Raw genomic sequence first — 14631 nt, 5'->3', positions numbered from 1 at the left:
CGGCGTCCCGGACGTGCGGCGCCGCGAGCAGGGTCCGGGCGAGCACACGGACCCAGCCCGTCGAGCCGTAGCCGGCGTACGGCTCGATCCGCACGGTCCAGCCGCGCCGCCGCAGCTGGTGGGCCACCGCGCGGTCGAACCCGTTCTCGAGCCGCGCGGCGAGGTGGGTGCGCGGCACGGACGAGGCCGGGTTGGTGGAGGCGTCGCTGGGTCCGCCCGGGCGGGCGGCACGAAGCACCGGCCCGCCGCCGGTGTCGACGACGGGCCGGGCGTGGGAGGGGACGGTCACGCGCTGTCCTTGGCGGACGCCTTCCGGGCCGCGGTCTTCTCCGTCTGGGCGTCGCCCGTGGTCAGCGTGCCACCGGCCGACTCGAGGTGGGCGCGCACGAACCAGTGGAACAGCTCCAGCTCGTGCAGGTGCCCGACCAGGAGGTCGTTGGTCACGTCGTCGATCTCCTCGACGTCCTTGGCCGCCTTGCGGTGGTCCTCGATCACGCCGACGTAGACCACGTCGAGGGCGCCCAGGTGCGCGATCGCGCCGTCGCGACCGATCGAGTAGTCCTCCCACGTGCGGTTCTGCACCAGAGCACCGGGTGTGCCGACCGGCGCGACGCCGAGGGTGGCGATGCGCTCGGCGATGGCGTCGACCATCAGCCGCACGGCGTCCACCTGCGGGTCGAGCATCTCGTGCACCGCGATGAAGTGCGGGCCGACGACGTTCCAGTGGATGTGCTTGAGCGTCAGCGCCAGGTCGTTCAGGGCGTCCAGGCGCTGCTGGAGCACGGCAGCGACGTCGGCACCCTGCTGGAGGGTGAGGGACGGGACGGTGTACTTCGGCAGCGCCATGACGTCTTCCTTCGGGTCGGTGTCGCGGGATCTGTCCCCGGCTGGCTCCACGTTGTCAAAGGTGGGCGGGGCCCGCCATCTGAACGCCGGTCAGGCGAACGGGTCGCCGCGCTCGGCGTACCGTGCGACGACCTCGTCAGGGCTCAGCTGCACCAGACCCGGCCCGATCTCGTCCCACCAGCGGGGTGCCGCCACGTGGGGAACGTCCCGGCCGCGCAGGGAGTACGGCGTGATGGTGGTCTTGGCGGGGTGGTTCTGCGACCAGTCGATCAGCACCTTGCCGCCGCGGACGTCCTTCTTCATCACGGCGACGACGAGCCCGGAGTGCGCGGCGGCGATCTCGTAGGCGACGTCCCGGGCGTACTGCCGGACCTCCAGCACGGTCTGCGTCCCGGGCAGGGGTGCGTACAGCTGCATCCCCTTGCTGCCGGAGGTCACCGGCACGGTGGTGGCCAGGCCGTCCTGGCGGAGCCGGTCCGCCACCAGGTGCGCGACGGCGGCGCACTCCGCCAGACCGGCGGGCGCACCGGGGTCGAGGTCGACCACCAGCCGGTCGGGCCGGTGGATCTTGCCGCGCGGCCCGACCCGCCACTGCGGCGTGTGCAGCTCCAGCGCACCCTGGTTGGCGGCCCACACGAGCCCGGCCAGGTCGTCGAGGAACGGCAGCTCCAGCTCAGCGCCCTCGTCCTCCGCGCCGGGCGCGGCACGCAGGGTCTGGCGGCGGACCCACTCGGGGGCGCCGCGCGGGGTGTTCTTCTCGAAGAACTTCTCGCCCGTCACGCCCTGGGGCCAGCGGATCCGGGTCACCGGGCGGTCCCTGAGCTGCGGGAGGATGGCCGGCGCCACCTGGACCAGGTAGTTCATCACCTCCGCCTTGGTCATCCCGGCCGACGGGTACATGACCTTCTCGAGGTGGCTGACCCGCACCTGCCGACCCTCCACGTCGACCATCTGGCGTTCCGGTGTCACGGCTGCTCCCACGGGTCGGCGTCGGTGTCGGTCCGCACGGCCCGCACCACCGGCTGGCGCAGCCGACCGGTCGGGTTGCGGGCGAGGTAGAGGGTGTCGACGACGATGGTCGGCTCGCACCACCGGGTGCCGCGGGCGTCGATCGGGGGGACCTCGTCGTCGAACGGGGAGTCGGCCCGGGGCACCAGGAGCCGCTGCAGGTCCGCGGCCCGCGTGCCGGTCAGCCCGCTGCCTGCGCGCCCGAGGTAGCGCAGGGCGCCGTCGGCGTCGCGCGCACCGAACAGCACGGCGCCCATCCGGCCGGACCCGTTCGTCTCCTCGCGCCAGCCGCCGACCAGGGCGGCGCGGGTGCGGCGGTGCGGTGCCTTGACCCAGTCGCGCGACCGCCTGCCGGGGACGTAGGCCGAGGACCGGCGCTTGGCGACGACGCCCTCGAGGCCGAGCCCCTTGGTGACCTCCCAGAGCTCGGCGCCGTCCGGGTAGACGGGGGAGAGCTGCACCTGGTCGGGCAGCGCGAGCCCGGCCAGCGCGGCGCGGCGCTCGTCGTAGGTGCGCGCGGTGAGGTCCGCGCCGGCGAGCCGGACCACGTCGAACAGCAGGAACGTCACCGGCCGCTGGGCGGCGAGCGCCTCTGCCCGGCGGGGGTCACGCACGTGCATGCGCTCCGCGAGCGCGGTGAACGAGGGGATCCCGTCGGCCAGCAGGACGATCTCGCCGTCGAGGACCGCGTCGGGCAGCGCACCCAGGCCGGCCAGCTCCGGGTAGGCCGGGGTGATGTCTCGCTCGTTGCGGCTCCACAGCCGCAGGCGGCCGGACGTGGTGTCCGCGAGCGCGCGCACGCCGTCCCACTTCACCTCGAACGCCCAGGCCGGCCCGTGCGGAAGCTCCGCCGGACCGGTCGCAGGGGTGGCGAGCATGGGCTCCACGGGTCCATCCTGCCCATAGGAGGCCGCGGAGGCGCGGTCGAGCACGAGCACGCCCAGCTGCCATCGACGGAGGACACGGCCATGCGAGCGATCTGGAAGGGCGCGGTCGCCTTCGGGCTGGTCAACGTCCCGGTCCGGCTGTACTCGGCGACGGGTGAGCACGAGGTCACCCTGCACCAGGTGCACAAGGAGGACGGCGGCCGGATCCGCTACCGCAAGTTCTGCAGCATCGATGGTGAGCCCGTGGAGATGTCGGACATCGCCAAGGGCTACGAGACGGACGACGGTGAGCTGGTGGTCCTCACCGACGAGGACTTCAAGTCCCTGCCGCTGTCCACCGAGCGCGAGATCGAGGTGCTCGAGTTCGTGCCCGTGGACCAGGTGGACCCGATCCTGCTGCAGAAGACGTACTACCTGGAGCCCGAGAAGACGGCGGCGAAGCCCTACGCGCTGCTGCGCGGCGCCCTCGAGCAGGCGGACCGCGTGGCCGTGGTCAAGGTCGCGCTCCGTCAGCGCGAGTCCATGGCGATCCTGCGGGTCCGCGACAACGTGATCGTCATGCAGACGCTGCTGTGGCCCGACGAGGTGCGCGCCGCCGACTTCCCGGTGCTCGACGAGGACGTCTCGGTGCGCCCCCAGGAGCTGGCGATGGCGGCGTCCCTGGTCGAGTCGCTCGCGGCCGACTTCGACCCGTCCCAGTACGAGGACCGCTACGCCGGCGCCCTCGAGCAGCTCATCGAGGCGAAGGTCGCCTCCGGCAGCACCCGTGCGGTGCCGCTGCCCGCGGGCGAGGAGGCGGCGGCGGACGGCGGGGGCGACGTGGTCGACCTGCTCGCGGCGCTGCAGCGCAGCGTGGAGAAGGCCCGCGGCGCCCGGGGTGAGGAGCCCGCGGCCGCCGCCCACGAGACGCCGAAGGCCAAGCCCAAGACCAAGGCGAAGAAGGCCGACGAGGACGAGCCGACCCCGCGCAAGCGCCGCAAGGCGTCGTGAGCGGTCCGTCGGGCGACCGGCAGGGTGACGCCGTCGCCGCCCTGCGGCGCATCGCGTTCCTGCTGGAGCGCGCGCAGGCGAGCCCGTACCGCAGCGAGGCGTTCCGCGCCGCGGCGCGCAGCGTCGAGAAGCAGGAGCCCGACCGCCTGGCCGCGCTCGCCACCTCCGGTTCCCTGGCCGACCTGCCGGCCGTCGGCGCCCGGACGGCCGACGTGGTCGCGCACGCGCTGCGGGGCCAGCGGGTCGAGTACCTGGACAGCCTCGAGGCGGAGCACCGCGCCTCGACCGGCGGGGCCGTCGACCCGCGTGCGGCCGAGCTGCGTGAGCTGCTGCGCGGGGACCTGCACGCCCACACGGAGGCGAGCGACGGCGCCACGCCGATCCAGGAGATGGTCCTGGCCGCCCTCGAGCTCGGTCACGAGTACCTCGCGATCACCGACCACTCGCCACGGCTCACCGTGGCCAACGGCCTGTCCGCGGCGCGCCTGCGTGCGCAGCTGGAGCAGGTCGAGGCCCTGAACCGCGCGGTCGGACCGTTCCGCGTGCTCACGGGCATCGAGGTCGACATCCTCGACGACGGCGGCCTCGACCAGGAGCCGGACCTCCTGGACCGGTTGGGCGTGGTCGTGGCCTCGGTGCACTCCAAGCTGCGGATGGAGCGAGGCGCGATGACGCGGCGGATGATCGCCGCGGTGCGCAACCCCCGCACCGACGTCCTCGGGCACTGCACCGGCCGCCGGCTCCTCGGCAAGGGGCGGCCGCAGAGCGAGTTCGACCCGAAGGCCGTCTTCGAGGCGTGCGCGGAGCACGGCGTCGCGGTGGAGATCAACTGCCGGCCCGACCGCCTCGACCCGCCGCACGACCTCCTGGCGATCGCGATCGAGGCGGGGTGCGACGTCACGATCGACACCGACGCCCACGCGCCCGGCCAGCTCGACTGGCTGGATGCGGGGTGCGCGCGGGCCGCGCAGCACGATCTCGACCCCTCGCGGATCCTCACGACCTGGCCCGTCGAGGAGCTGTTGGCGCGTACGCACGGGTGACGCGACACGCCCGATGCACGGAATCACGGGCGTCCCGGGTTAGTGTCAGCCGATCGTCCCCGGTTGCCGCGGTCCTGCTGCGCGCCCGGGGAGCCGGCCCGCTCATGGGCCTTGCATGTCCGAGTGAACACAGAGGAGCACATCTAGTGAGCGTGAATCGCACCGAGCTCGTCCAGGCCGTCGCCGCCAAGACGGGCCTCACCAACGCCGACGCGGACAAGGCCATCAAGGCCTTCCAGGAGGTCCTCGTCGAGAACCTCGCCGCCGGCGAGGCCGTCACGATCCCCGGGTTCCTCGCGGTGGCCCGCGCCGAGCGCGGCGCCCGTACCGGCATCAACCCCCAGACGGGTGAGAAGCTCGAGATCCCCGCGGGCTTCCGCGTGAAGCTCACCGCCGGCAGCGCCCTCAAGCGCGCCGTGCAGGGCTGACCTCAGCACCTCGACCGGGCCCTCGATCCTCCGGGATCGGGGGCCCGGTCGCGTTACACTTGGGAACCAGTCTCAGATAGAGGAGCCCCGATGGTGGTCGTGCCGCGACAGACGCGACAGCGCGCCGAGATCCTCGACCTGCTCGAGGACGTGGACGAGTTCCGCAGCGCCCAGCAGCTCCACGAGATGCTGCGCGCGCGCGGGTCGAGCGTCGGGCTGGCCACCGTCTACCGCGCGGTGCAGAGCATGTCCGAGCACGGCGACGTGGACGTGCTGCGCACCCAGGACGGGGAGTCCGTCTACCGCCGGTGCGAGCAGCGCAGCCACCACCACCACCTGGTCTGCCGCTCGTGCGGCCGCACGGTCGAGATCGAGGCCGGACAGGCCGAGGCGTGGGCCGCCCAGGTGGGCGCGGCGCACGGTTTCGACGACGTGGACCACACCATCGAGCTCGTCGGCACCTGCGCGAGCTGCCGCGCCGGGGGCGGCTGAGCGCGTCAGTCGCGGGCGCGCCGGGCGAGAAGCTGGGGGAGCACCCACCAGGCCACGGTGAGCAGCAGGATCGAGGCGACGCCCACCGTCCACCCCGCCTGGCGCGACAGGACGACGTCGAAGATGAGCATCGCGCTGCCCGCCATGACGAGGCTGAGCACCACCAGGCCCGCGCGGGCGAACCCGCTGCCGGCGGAGACCAGCTCCGGCTTGAGCCGGCGGCGGAACAGCACGCGGTGCAGGCTCACGGGCGCCACGAACAGCGCGGTCGCCAGGACGGCGAGCACCACCAGGACGAGGTAGACGTCCTTCTGGAACGCGTCGAGGTCGGCGAACCGCTGCTGGAACGGGATGGTCAGCAGGAAGCCGGTAAGGATCTGCGTCCCGGTCTGCGTGACCCGCAGCTCTTGCAGCAGCTCGTTCCAGTTGCGGTCGGCGCGCTCGTTCTCGGACTCGTCCCGCCCGTCGTCGGGCTCCCTCGGCTGCTGGTGCACGGTGGTCCTCCTCGTGGTCTGTCGGATCATGCCGCATGGTCCGGTCGTGCGCAGGTGCACGCCCCGGATCGGGGAAGATGGACTCGTGACCCGACTGCATGATGCCGACCGCCGCGACTTCGCCTCCGACAACTACGCCGGGGTGCACCCCGAGGTGCTCGCCGCGATCGGCGAGGCCAACGGCGGCCACCAGACCGCGTACGGCGAGGACGTGTACACCTCCCGGCTGCAGGAGGTCGTCTCCCAGCACTTCGGCGACCAGGCCACCGTGTTCCCGGTGTTCAACGGCACCGGTGCCAACGTCCTGTCGCTGCAGTCGGTCCTGCCGCGCTGGGGTGCGGTCATCTGCGCCGAGACCGCTCACATCCACACCGACGAGAACGGCGCGCCCGAGCGGGTGGGCGGAATCAAGCTGCTCACGGTGCCGACGCCGGACGGCAAGCTGACCCCGGAGCTCGTCGCGTCGCAGGCCTGGGGCTTCGGCGACGAGCACCGTGCGCAGCCGGGCGTCGTCTCGATCACCCAGGCGACGGAGCTCGGCACCGTGTACACACCCGAGGAGGTGCGTGCCCTGGCCGACCAGGCGCACGAGCTGGGCCTGCGGCTGCACCTCGACGGCGCCCGGATCTCCAACGCCGCCGCGACGCTGGACGTGCCGCTGCGGGCGTTCACCACCGACGCCGGTGTGGACGTCCTGTCCCTCGGCGGCACCAAGAACGGCCTCCTGTACGGGGAGGCGGTCGTGGTGCTCGACCCCGCCGCGGACAGCGGGCTCACGTACCTGCGCAAGATGGACATGCAGCTCGCCTCCAAGACGCGGTTCGTCTCGGCCCAGCTGGTCGCCCTGTTCGAGGGCGACCTGTGGCTGCGCTCCGCGCGGCACGCCAACGCGATGGCCACCCGCCTGCGCGCCGGGATCGAGCACCTGCCCGGGGTCCAGGTGACCCGGCCCACGCAGGCGAACGGGATCTTCGTGATCTTCCCGCCCGGGGTCGCCGACGTGCTGCGCCGGCGGTGGCGGTTCTACGACTGGATCGTCGAGACCGGCGAGGTCCGGCTGATGTGCTCGTTCGACACCAGCGAGGCCGACGTGGACGAGCTCGTCACCGCCGTCAAGGACGCCGTCGGCTGACGCGCGGGGACCGGTCGCCCCGGACCCCGCGCGCCTCGACGTCAGCCCGCCGTGCAGGCGGCGCCGTTGACCGTGAACGCGGTCGGTGCGGTGTTGGTGCCGGTGTGCGCGCCGTTGAAGCCGATCTCGGTGCTCGCCCCCGGCGCCAGCGTGGAGTTCCACGCCAGACCCGTAGCGGTGACGGCGGAGCCGGTCTGCGTGAACGTCGCGCTCCAACCCTGCGTCACCGTCTGGCCGGCAAGGAACGAGAACCCGAGGGTCCACCCGGTCAGTGCCGTCGTGCCCGTGTTGGTGATCCGGATGGAGCCGGTGAACCCGGTGCTCCAGCTGTTCGCGGCGTACGTGACGGCGCACGAGCCGGTGGCCACGTCCGGGGCGGTGTACGCCGTGAGCGCGGTCGAGGTGGCCGACCGGTTGCCGGCGCCGTCCTTGGCCACGACCGTGAAGACGTACGACGTGCCGGGGGAGAGGCCCGTGGCGGTGTAGCTGGGCGTCGTGCTGCTCCCGACCAGCGTGCCGGCGCGATAGACGTCGTAGCCGGTGACGCCGGTGCCTCCCGCGTTGTCGGTGGACGCCGTCCACCGCAGGGGGATGGTGGTCGTCGTCCCGGTGCCCGCCGCCAGGCCTGTGGGCGCGCTCGGCGCGACGGTGTCGGTGCCGCCGCCCGCCGCGGTCCGCACCGTCACGGGTGCCGATGCCGCCGACAGGTTGCCCGCGACGTCCTTGGCCCGCACGGTGAAGGAGTAGGACGTGTCCGCCGCCAGACCGGTGACGGTGAGGCGGGGGGTCGTCGTGGTGCCCACCAGCGTGGTGCCCCGGTAGACCTCGTAGCCCGCCACCCCCGAGCCGGCGTCCGTCGACGCCGACCAGGTCAGGGGCACGCTCGTCGTCGACGGGGTCCCCGCGGCGACGTTCGTCGGCACCGTCGGAGCCGTGGTGTCACCCGGCTGACCGCCCACCTGGGACAGCGACTTGCCCGTGGTGGTGCCCGTGCCGCCGAGCGGGACCACGTGGTCGAGGCTGACGAACTTGCCGCCGTCCTGCCAGAGAGACGGCTTGAGCAGGGCGTACTTGGGCTCGTCCCAGGTGGTCCAGTCGTGGTTGAGCAGCCCGCCGGTGTCCCCGGAGTTCGGGTTGAGCACCCAGAACGTGTGGCTGAGCCGGCGCTCGACGATGAGGTCGCGCAGGGCGTTCATCCACTTCTCGTTGCGGCCGCCGTCCATGAAGCCGCCCCACTCGCCGATGAGCAGGGGAGCGGTGTTCTCCTTGTGCAGGTACAGCCAGTTCGGGTCCCAGACGTCGCGCTCGAGCGTCGAGCGGTCCCAGGTGCCCTGGAACCACTTCTGGTCGAACACCAGCGGTCCGTAGTCGTGCGGGCTGTAGACCAGCTGGTCCTGGTGCGCGCCCAGGTCGATCGGGAAGTCCTGCACCCCGCGCAGGTTGCCGCCCCACCAGGTGCCGTAGTAGTCCGTGAGCCCCGTCGACGTCCATGGCACGCCCTCCTTGGGGTAGATCTCGATGCCCTCGACGAAGATCAGCCAGTGTGGGTTGATCGCCAGGATCTTGCGGCCGGCGGTCTGCGCGAAGTGCCGGAAGTTGTCCTTGTCGGTGGACCCGTCCCACTTGGCCCGCTCGGTGGCGCCCTGGGTGCCGTGCGGCTCGTTCTTCACGTCCGCGCCGATGATGGTGTCGTTGGTCTTGTACCGCTCGGCCACCCACTCCCAGCCCACGTAGACGTCCTCGGTGGTGATCGACCCCTTCCACCACACCGGGTACACGTGGCCGGAGTTGTCCGCCTCGGCACTGTGCACGTCGAGGAAGACCTTGATGCCGTACTTCTCGCAGAGGGTCAGCCAGTAGTCGAAGACCTGCAGGCTGTTCTTGCCCAGCAGCTCGGGGTTGGCGTACGTGTTGACGTTCGGCGGCAGGAACGTGCCGGCCTTCCACTCGAGCAGCAGCTGGGTGGAGATGGGCACGCGCACGGTGTTGATGCCGCGGTCGGCCATGCTCTTGGTGATCGTCTCGATGTTGCCCGACCAGAGGCCGTGGAAGACGCGCTCGCTCGCGTTGAACCCGAACCAGTTGGTGCCGGTCAGCCACACCTCCTTGCCGGACTGGTCGACGATCTTGTTGCCGGAGACGTGCAGCCAGTCGTCGCCCGCGGCGGCGTGGGCGGGGACGGCTCCGAGCACGAGCGGCGCTGTCAGGGCTGCCGTGGCGGCCACGCTCGTGGCGAGCGTGCGCAGACGGTGGGTGGAAGACACGGTTCTCCTCAGGTGGGTGGTCGGGATACGGGCGAGCGGGGGCCCTCCGGCTGGAGGACCCCCGCTCGCCATGCCGCTAGCTGCAGGCAGCACCGTTGACGGTGAAGCCGGTGGGCGCGTTGTTCGTGCCCGTGTGCGAACCGTTGAACCCGATGTCCGCGGTCGCGTTCGGTGCCAGCGAGCCGTTCCACGCCGCGTTCTTGGCGGTGACCGTCGTGCCGGACTGCGACCAGTCGGCGCTCCAGCCCTGCGTGACGGTCTGGCCGTTGGCGAACGAGAAGCTGAGGGTCCAGCTGCTCAGCGCCGTGGTGCCGGTGTTCTTGACCTTGACCGAGGCCGTGAAGCCGGTGTTCCAGCTGTTGGCCGTGTAGACGACCGAGCACGCGGCGTTGCCGCCGCCGGTCTGCGTGGTGGCCGAGACCGCCGTGGACCTCGCCGACACGTTGCCGGCGGCGTCCTTCGCGCGGACCGAGAACGAGTACGCGGTACCGGGGGTCAGGCCGGTCACGGTGGTGCTCGTCGCGGCGCTGGTCGCGACCAGGGTGGTGCCGTTGTAGACGTCGTAGCCGGTGACCGCCACGTTGTCGGTGGACGCGGTCCAGGACAGCGGGACCGACGTCGTGGTGGTGGTGCCCGCCGTCAGACCCGTCGGCACCGAGGGCGCCGTCGTGTCGGTGACCGTGCCGGGCTGCGTGGTGGCCGAGGCCGCCGCCGAAGCCGCTGAGACGTTGCCCGCCACGTCCTTGGCGCGGACCGTGAACGAGTACGCCGTGGCGGGGCTCAGCCCGGTCGCGGTGTAGCTCGTCGTGGTCGTCGTCCCCACGAGCGTGGTGCCGCGGTAGACCTCGTAGCCCGCGACGCCCGAGCCGCCGGTGTTGTCGGTCGACGCCGTCCAGGACAGCGGGACCGACGTCGTGGTGGTGGTGCCCGCCGTCAGACCCGTCGGCACCGAGGGCGCCGTCGTGTCGGTGACCGTGCCGGACTGCGTGGTGGCGGAGACGGCGGTGGAGGCGGCGGAGAGGTTCCCGGCGGCGTCCTTGGCGCGGACCGTGAACGAGTACGCGGTGGCGGCGCTCAGGCCGGTCACGGTGTAGCTCGTCGTGGCGGAGGTGCCCACCAGGGCGGTGCCGCGGTAGACGTTGTAGCCGGTGACGGCCACGTTGTCGGTGGACGCGGTCCAGGACAGCGGCACCGTCGTGGTGGTGGTGGTGCCGGCCGTCAGACCCGCCGGCACCGAGGGGGCCGTCGTGTCGGTCGGCGTGGTGCCGCCGGGGATCACCGGGTAGGCGTTGGCGACCAGCGTCTTGAACTGGTCCTCGAACCACTGGCCGGCCAGCGGGGCACCCGGCGTGGCGCCGGTGAGCTGGTTGGTCAGCTTGGGCGACACGAAAGTCGGGTCGCACATGCGGTCGAACCGCTTGCCCTGGTCGTTCGGGATGTCGGACGACGCACCGTCGGACTCACCCGGGGGCTTGATCCAGACGAAGGCGTCGAGGTGCGAGGCGGTGTAGCCCGCGGGCGTCGCCTGCGGCAGCTCGCCGATGCCGGCGCCGAGCGGGTTGCACCACGCGCCGCGGTGGACGCGCTTGTCCACCTTGGACTCGTTCACGTAGGTGTTGTGGTTGGTGCTGGTCGACACGGCGGTCGGCCGGGCCGGGCCGCCCCACCCGTTGCGGGAGGTGTCGACGAGCATGCCCAGCGACGTCGGGAAGCCGGCCGCGACGAGCAGGCGGTGCATGTGCGCCGTGAAGTCGGCCTCGTCGAAGTCGAAGTTCCACTCGTAGAACGAGCTCGACCGGATCGGCGTGCCACCGACCGAGATCGAGGAGTCCGGCAGGTACGGCTCGTTCAACGGCGTGGTGTTGGCGACGTCGCTGACGAAGCCGTCGATGGACGCGAACCCGGCGGTCGTGGTCTTCGCGACGTCGGCGAACAGCGTGGCGGCGGGGCCGGCGTTGCTGTCCCAGCCGAGCCAGCCCGAGTGACCGATGTCGATGTAGTTGTACACGTTGGGGATGGCGTGCAGCTTGTCGAGCGCGTACTTCACGCCGGCCTTGTAGTACGGGGCCGCCTGCTGGCAGGTGGCCTCGGAGATGTTGGTGACCAGGTTCGGCAGAGAGTCGGGCTCGATCGTCGCCACGATGCGGATGTCCTGGTACTTCGGGTCGGCCAGGAGCGCGGCGATGGCGTCGATGTACTCGGTCTTGTAGCGCGCCAGGCCGGCGTCGGTGGCGGGGAGCTCACCGTTGGACGCCAGCGCGTAGCAGTCGCGGCCGGGCAGGTCGTAGATGACCAGGTTGAACACCAGGGGCGCGGAGCCCTTCTGGGCGACGGCGTTGTCCAGGTGGAACTTCAGGCCGTTGCCGTCCGCGTTGCCGGTGATCGCGCTGATGCGGTCCATCCAGACGGCGGTCGGCTGCTTGGCGACCGTCCGCATCTTGGCGGCCAGCGAGGCGTCACCTGCACGTGTGGCAGCGCTCTCAACCGCTGCCGCGTACGTGGGGTTCACGTACTGCGTGGCTCCCGCGTAGGGGTTGTCGACGTGCGCCTCGGCGGCGCTCGCGCTCGTCGTGATGCACAGGGGGGCTGCGATCAGCGCCAGCGCTGCCGCTGCGGTGGTGGCCGCGCGCAGACGCTGCCTCACCGCTCTCTTGCCGTGTGTGGACACGTAGTCCTCCGGGTGTCGATCCAACTGCCCGGCCGGCCTTCCCGTCCGGGCGCAAGTCGTCCGGGAAGTCCACGGCGACTGGTCGCTAGATCACCACGCGGACTTTCCGGGCGGCATGGGGCAAATCGTTTAGGCAGCCGGCGTTACCAAACTGTGACACAGATGAGAGCGTTCTCATCTCGACCGTGGACCGGTGCTCCCTCGCACGGCGAGGCCCCCGATCTGGAGGGCGCGGCGGGCGCGGAGGTCGCCGTCGAGGACCGCGAGGACTGCCTCTCCGGTGGCGGTCCCGAGGTCTCGCTGGGCCGAGGGGAGGGTGGTGATCGACGGCGTCGCGAGCCGGCACAGGGCCGAGTCCGACCCCGCGATGACGGACAGGTCCCAGGGCACCGCGAGGCCCGTGCGGCGGGCCACATCGAGAGCGGCGACGGCCATCTGGTCGGAGTCGTAGACGATCGCGGTGGGTGCGCGGCCCCCCGTCAGCAGCCGCCGGGTGGCCACCGCGGCCTCCTCGGCGGTGCCCGCGGTGGCGTCGTGGACCAGGACACCGTTGGCCGCGTCGAGCACCCCGGTGAGCGCGCCGAGGCGTTCCCGCGTCCGCACGAGCTCCTTCGGACCACTCACCAGGGCGACGTGCCGGTGCCCCAGCTCGAGCAGGTAGCGGCCCACACGGACGAACGCCTCGGCGTCGTCGAGCGACACGGCGGCCAGGTCCACGTCGCCCTGACCTGCACCGACGACGACGGCGGGCGCGCGCAGCCGGCGCAGCGCGTCGATCCGTGGGTCCTCGACGAGGACGTCGGTGACCACCATGACGTCGAACCGCCGCTCGGCCCACCACTCGCCGTACAGCGCGACCGCTGCGTCCGGTCCGTCGACGAGCTGCAGGACGAGCGCGAGGTTGCGGGTGGCGAGGACCTCCTGCAGCGAGATGACGAACTCGAGGACGCCGGTCGCCTGGGCGACGGGACCCGCGGCCCCGCGGTCGAACACCAGGCCGATCGCCCGGGGGCCGGTGCGCATGGAGCGCGCCGCCGCGCTCGGACGCCAGCCGAACTCGTCGGCGACGCGCAGGACGCGTTCGCGGGTCGCGGCGGAGACGCCCGGCCGCCCGTTCAGGGCGTACGACACGACGGCGATCGAGACGCCCGCGGCGCGCGCCACGTCGGTGATCGTCGGACGGCGTGCAGGGGCGGACGAGGGGCTGGGGGAGGACGGCCCGGACGACGGCGTCGACGGTGACGCGGAAGAGCCGGGTACTCCGGAGTCATATGCAGGTGTGACCACGATCACCTAGTGTGTCGCCCGATGCGGGTGAAATGCATCATCTCGGCTCCGACGATGTGGGCGAGGGATGTGGGGTCATGGGAACAGTGCGACGCGGACCGGTCTCACCGACGGCTCGACGGACGATCGGGGTGCTGTCGCCCGTCGTCGGAGGCTTCTACTTCGGGGCCCTGATCGCCGGGGTGGCCCGAGCAGCACGAGCAGCAGGACACCGTGTCGTGGCGGTGCAGACCTATCCGGCCGGGCTGGACCGCGAGCGGTACCCGGACGAGTCGATCCTGGACGCGCCCGTCGCGCTCGGTGCCGTCGACGGGCTGGTCGTCGTCGGCAAGGCGCTGCGCAGCGACCGGCTGGCCACGGTGCAGCAGTGGGGTCTGCCCGTCGTGCTCGTGAGCGAGGAGCCCCAGTCCACCGACGACGCCGTGGTCCTGCCGGACAACCTCGGCGGCGTCCGTGCGGCCGTCGAGCACCTGCTGGGCCACGGCCACACGGCGATCGGCTTCCTCGGCTGCCTGACGCAGCGCGACATGCGCGAGCGGTTCGCCGCCTACCGCGCGACGCTGGCCGAGCACGGCATCGAACCACCCGACGCCTGGATCTTCGAGGCGTCGGACAACCACGAGCAGGGCGGCGCCGACGCAGCCGCCCGGATGCTCGCCGCCGGCTCCCCGACGACCGCCGTGGTCGCCGCCACGGACCGGAACGCGATCGGGTTCTCCCGTGCTCTGCGCGCGGCGGGCCTGGTGCTGCCGCGCGACCAGGCCGTGATCGGGTTCGACCACGCCGACTCCGGCGCGCGGGTGACGCCTCGGCTGTCCACCGTCGACGCCCACTACGACCGCGTCGGGGAGACCGCCGTGTCGCTCCTCCTGTCGCGGATGCGCGGCGAGGAGGTCCCCGGCGGCGAGTACCGGGCGCCGTCCACCCTGGTGCTGCGGGAGTCCTGCGGGTGCACGGAGTCCGCGCAGTCGGCACCCGCCACGGGCAGCGGCACGGGCAGCCGCAGCGGCTACCAGGTGCTGCGGGCGCTGGCCGGGACCGCGTTCGTCGGCCCCGCCGGCGTCGGGGGAGCGCGCCGGACCGGCGTGGCGC

General features: G+C 72.2%; 13 protein-coding genes and 1 pseudogene. 6 read left to right on the top strand and 8 right to left on the bottom strand.

The window, feature by feature from the left end; all coding sequences use genetic code 11:
- The 4 genes and pseudogenes from RYN42_RS16240 to RYN42_RS16225 all read right to left on the bottom strand — a co-directional run.
- Positions 1-289, bottom strand: a pseudogene (locus RYN42_RS16240) (hypothetical protein); the annotation flags it as partial.
- Positions 286-846 carry a DNA starvation/stationary phase protection protein gene (locus tag RYN42_RS16235; protein WP_315097849.1) on the bottom strand — a complete coding sequence of 187 codons (561 nt, stop codon included), beginning with the start codon at positions 844-846 and terminating at the stop codon, positions 286-288. The gene RYN42_RS16235 and the pseudogene RYN42_RS16240, both read right to left, overlap by 4 nt.
- Before the next feature lie 90 nt (positions 847-936).
- Positions 937-1815 carry a non-homologous end-joining DNA ligase gene (gene ligD / locus RYN42_RS16230; protein ID WP_315097848.1) on the bottom strand — a complete coding sequence of 293 codons (879 nt, stop codon included), beginning with the start codon at positions 1813-1815 and terminating at the stop codon, positions 937-939.
- Positions 1812-2732 (bottom strand): DNA ligase, encoded by a 921-nt coding sequence (locus RYN42_RS16225; RefSeq protein WP_315097850.1) that lies wholly within the window; start codon positions 2730-2732, stop codon positions 1812-1814. The genes ligD and RYN42_RS16225 overlap by 4 nt, the downstream gene beginning before the upstream one ends.
- Before the next feature lie 90 nt (positions 2733-2822).
- Here RYN42_RS16225 and RYN42_RS16220 point away from each other — a divergent pair, with 90 nt between their 5' ends.
- From RYN42_RS16220 to RYN42_RS16205, 4 genes are all read left to right on the top strand, one after another.
- Positions 2823-3731: a Ku protein gene (locus tag RYN42_RS16220; protein WP_315097847.1), complete on the top strand. Its 909-nt coding sequence runs from the start codon at positions 2823-2825 to the stop codon at positions 3729-3731.
- Positions 3728-4774 (top strand): PHP domain-containing protein, encoded by a 1047-nt coding sequence (locus RYN42_RS16215; RefSeq protein WP_315097846.1) that lies wholly within the window; start codon positions 3728-3730, stop codon positions 4772-4774. The genes RYN42_RS16220 and RYN42_RS16215 overlap by 4 nt, the downstream gene beginning before the upstream one ends.
- Positions 4775-4920: 146 nt before the next feature.
- Positions 4921-5202, top strand: coding sequence for an HU family DNA-binding protein (locus RYN42_RS16210; protein ID WP_315097845.1), 282 nt, complete (start codon positions 4921-4923; stop codon positions 5200-5202).
- Positions 5203-5292: 90 nt separating this feature from the next.
- Positions 5293-5694, top strand: a complete 402-nt coding sequence (locus RYN42_RS16205; RefSeq protein WP_315097844.1) for a Fur family transcriptional regulator — start codon at positions 5293-5295, stop codon at positions 5692-5694.
- 5 nt (positions 5695-5699) lie between these two features.
- Here RYN42_RS16205 and RYN42_RS16200 read toward each other — a convergent pair whose 3' ends face one another.
- Positions 5700-6218: a DUF6328 family protein gene (locus RYN42_RS16200; protein ID WP_315097843.1), complete on the bottom strand. Its 519-nt coding sequence runs from the start codon at positions 6216-6218 to the stop codon at positions 5700-5702.
- Here RYN42_RS16200 and RYN42_RS16195 point away from each other — a divergent pair.
- Complete coding sequence (locus tag RYN42_RS16195; RefSeq protein ID WP_399552511.1) at positions 6217-7320, top strand: threonine aldolase family protein; 1104 nt, start codon at positions 6217-6219, stop codon at positions 7318-7320. The genes RYN42_RS16200 and RYN42_RS16195 overlap by 2 nt on opposite strands.
- A gap of 41 nt (positions 7321-7361) precedes the next feature.
- Here RYN42_RS16195 and RYN42_RS16190 read toward each other — a convergent pair whose 3' ends face one another.
- The 3 genes from RYN42_RS16190 to RYN42_RS16180 all read right to left on the bottom strand — a co-directional run bounded on the left by RYN42_RS16190 (position 7362) and on the right by RYN42_RS16180 (position 13416).
- Positions 7362-9584, bottom strand: coding sequence for a cellulase family glycosylhydrolase (locus tag RYN42_RS16190; RefSeq protein WP_315097841.1), 2223 nt, complete (start codon positions 9582-9584; stop codon positions 7362-7364).
- A gap of 76 nt (positions 9585-9660) precedes the next feature.
- Positions 9661-12252 carry a glycoside hydrolase family 6 protein gene (locus tag RYN42_RS16185; protein ID WP_315097840.1) on the bottom strand — a complete coding sequence of 864 codons (2592 nt, stop codon included), beginning with the start codon at positions 12250-12252 and terminating at the stop codon, positions 9661-9663.
- A gap of 174 nt (positions 12253-12426) precedes the next feature.
- Complete coding sequence (locus tag RYN42_RS16180) at positions 12427-13416, bottom strand: LacI family DNA-binding transcriptional regulator (protein WP_315097839.1); 990 nt, start codon at positions 13414-13416, stop codon at positions 12427-12429.
- A 254-nt stretch (positions 13417-13670) separates the two neighbouring features.
- On the opposite strand from RYN42_RS16180, the gene RYN42_RS16175 reads away from it, so the two are divergent.
- A partial coding sequence (locus RYN42_RS16175; protein ID WP_315097838.1) for a substrate-binding domain-containing protein occupies positions 13671-14631 on the top strand: 961 nt, incomplete at its 3' end.

It is taken from the genome of uncultured Cellulomonas sp. (assembly GCF_963527515.1).
In the GTDB taxonomy this organism is placed as follows: domain Bacteria; phylum Actinomycetota; class Actinomycetes; order Actinomycetales; family Cellulomonadaceae; genus Cellulomonas.
This window is presented reverse-complemented; position numbering and strand designations above follow the sequence as displayed.